This window comes from Pseudoalteromonas citrea (assembly GCF_000238375.3).
GTDB lineage: Bacteria > Pseudomonadota > Gammaproteobacteria > Enterobacterales > Alteromonadaceae > Pseudoalteromonas > Pseudoalteromonas citrea.
In genome coordinates this window covers 1-2,899 of the sequence record NZ_AHBZ03000013.1, presented here as the reverse complement: position 1 = coordinate 2,899, position 2,899 = coordinate 1, and the positions used below count along the sequence as shown (strand labels likewise).

The window sequence follows — 2,899 nt, the reverse complement described above, 5'->3', positions numbered from 1 at the left end:
CTTATCTAATCGTTGAGTTTGGTGAAAACGGGGAGATTGGAGTATGGGTGGCCAGCGCCGCTTACGTGAGTTATTCCGACCGAGTCATTACTCAAGTGGGGGCAGGGCAAGCTCAGTGGCGAGCGGTACCAGAGGATGATTAATGGACTCAGTTGCGCTTTTATTCCCTATTAAAATCACTGCTATATAGACACGCATCATATACATAAATACCGCAAGGAGTGAGTACCGCATGGTAAGTAAACTAGGAAACATACTCAGCAGTAAGATATTAGGCTGCCTAGTTTTAGGGTATACCGCACTGCTCAGTGGGTGCAGTGTGTTAAGCGGTAATATTGATTATATGCTGGTTGGCTCAGGCACAGTGCAAGGCAATGAGTTATGGGTTACTAAAATGACATTTGATGATAGGTGGGGGATGCCCCCCGGCAGCTTAGGTTGTTGCCCGCTCAGCGCCGGTAAAACAAGCAGTATTAGTGATATTCCTTTTCCGAAAAAACTATCAGTCACATGGACTGATATCAGTCAAAGTCGAATTTACTTTGGTGAGGTGGCCATTGACAGTAAAAAAGGCACGGCATTTACAAAGAATATGCCGCCGTATACTTATGGTTCAGGCAGAAAAAATATGGACCCAAACCCCTATCTAATGGTTGAATTTGGTGAAAACGGGGAGATTGGAGTATGGGTGGCCAGCGCCGCTTACCCAGATTACATAGACCGAGTCATCACTCAAGTAGGGGCGGGGCAAGCCCAGTGGCGAGCGGTACCAGAGGATGATTAATGGGCTTGGTTGCGGTTTTACTCCCTATTAAAATCACTGTTATATAGACACGCATCATATACATAAATACCGGAAGGAGTGAGTACTGCATGGTAAGCAAACTAGGAAACATATTCAGCAGCGAGATACTGGCTTGTAAAATAAAGGGTTACAAGATAATAACCTGCTTCGTTTTAGGGTATACCGCACAGCTCACTGGGTGCAGTGTGTTAAGCGGTAATATTGATTATATGCTGGTTGGCTCAGGCACAGTGCAAGGCAATGAGTTATGGGTCACTAAAATGACATTTGATGATAGGTGGGGGATGCCCCCCGGCAGCTTACGCTGTTGCCCGCTCAGCGCTGGTAAAACACGGAAAACGCAGCAGTATTAGTGATATTCCTTTTCCGAAAAAACTATCAGTCACATGGACTGATATCAGTCAAAGTCGAATTTACTTTGGTGAGGTGGCCATTGACAGTAAAAAAGGCACGGCATTTACGAAGAATATGCCGCCGTATACTTATGGCTCAGGCAGAAAAAATATGGACCCCAACCCTTATCTAATCGTTGAGTTTGGTGAAAACGGGGAGATTGGAGTATGGGTGGCCAGCGCCGCTTACCCAGATTACATAGACCGAGTCATCACTCAAGTAGGGGCGGGGCAAGCTCAGTGGCGAGCGGTACCTGAAGATAATTAAAGGGCTTAGCTATTATTTTATTTCCTTTTAAAATCACTGTTATATAGACACGCATCATATACATAAATACCGGAAGGAGTGAGTACTGCATGGTAAGCAAACTAGGAAACATATTCAGCAGCAAGATAAAATTTTTTAAAATAAAGGCCTGTAAAATACTAGGCTGTCTAGTTTTAGGGTATACCGCACTGCTCAGTGGGTGCAGTGTGTTAAGCGGTAATATTGATTATATGCTGGTTGGCTCAGGCACAGTGCAAGGCAATGAGTTATGGGTCACTAAAATGACATTTGATGATAGGTGGGGGATGCCCCCCGGCAGCTTACGCTGTTGCCCGCTCAGCGCTGGTAAAACAAGCAGTATTAGTGATATTCCTTTTCCGAAAAAACTATCAGTCACATGGACTGATATCAGTCAAAATCGAATTTACTTTGGTGAGGTGGCCATTGACAGTAAAAAAGGCACGGCATTTACGAAGAATATGCCGCCGTATACTTATGGTTCAGGCAGAAAAAATATGGACCCAAACCCCTATCTAATGGTTGAATTTGGTGAAAACGGGGAGATTGGAGTATGGGTGGCCAGCGCCGCTTACCCAGATTACATAGACCGAGTCATCACTCAAGTAGGGGCGGGGCAAGCTCAGTGGCGAGCGGTACCAGAGGATGATTAATGGACTCAGTTGCGCTTTTATTCCCTATTAAAATCACTGCTATATAGACACGCATCATATACATAAATACCGGAAGGAGTGAGTACTGCATGGTAAGCAAACTAGGAAACATATTCAGCAGCGAGATACTGGCTTGTAAAATAAAGGGTTACAAGATAATAACCTGCTTCGTTTTAGGGTATACCGCACAGCTCACTGGGTGCAGTGTGTTAAGCGGTAATATTGATTATATGCTGGTTGGCTCAGGCACAGTGCAAGGCAATGAGTTATGGGTCACTAAAATGACATTTGATGATAGGTGGGGGATGCCCCCCGGCAGCTTAGGCTGTTGCCCGCTCAGCGCCGGAAAACGCAGCAGTATTAGTGATATTCCTTTTCCGAAAAAACTATCAGTCACATGGACGGATATCAGTCAAAATCGAATTTACTTTGGTGAGGTGGCCATTGACAGTAAAAAAGGCACGGCATTTACGAAGAATATGCCGCCGTATACCTATAATAATGGTGAACAAAATATGGACCCAAACCCTTATCTAATGGTTGAGTTTGGTGAAAACGGGGAGATTGGAGTATGGGTGGCCAGCGCCGCTTACCCAGATTACATAGACCGAGTCATCACTCAAGTAGGGGCGGGGCAAGCCCAGTGGCGAGCGGTACCAGAAGATAATTAAAGGGCTTAGCTATTATTTTATTTCCTTTTAAAATCAATGTTATATAGACGTGCATCATATGCATAAGTACCGCAAGGAGTGAGTGCCGCATG

The 2,899-nt window shown here is 44.9% G+C and carries 4 protein-coding genes; all 4 read left to right on the top strand.

The window, feature by feature from the left end; translation table 11 throughout:
- The first annotated feature begins 232 nt into the window (after positions 1–232).
- The 4 genes from PCIT_RS03330 (at position 233) to PCIT_RS03315 (ending at position 2,807) form a co-directional block, all read left to right on the top strand.
- Entirely contained in the window at positions 233–784 is a 552-nt protein-coding gene (locus tag PCIT_RS03330) for a hypothetical protein (protein ID WP_192992765.1), read from the top strand.
- Positions 785–1,075: 291 nt separating this feature from the next.
- Complete coding sequence (locus tag PCIT_RS03325) at positions 1,076–1,465, top strand: hypothetical protein (RefSeq protein WP_238347994.1); 390 nt, start codon at positions 1,076–1,078, stop codon at positions 1,463–1,465.
- 206 nt (positions 1,466–1,671) lie between these two features.
- Positions 1,672–2,136, top strand: a complete 465-nt coding sequence (locus tag PCIT_RS03320; protein WP_238347993.1) for a hypothetical protein — start codon at positions 1,672–1,674, stop codon at positions 2,134–2,136.
- An 89-nt stretch (positions 2,137–2,225) separates the two neighbouring features.
- On the top strand, positions 2,226–2,807 hold the full coding sequence (locus PCIT_RS03315) for a hypothetical protein (protein WP_192992763.1): 582 nt from the start codon (positions 2,226–2,228) through the stop codon (positions 2,805–2,807).
- Positions 2,808–2,899 lie beyond the last annotated feature (92 nt).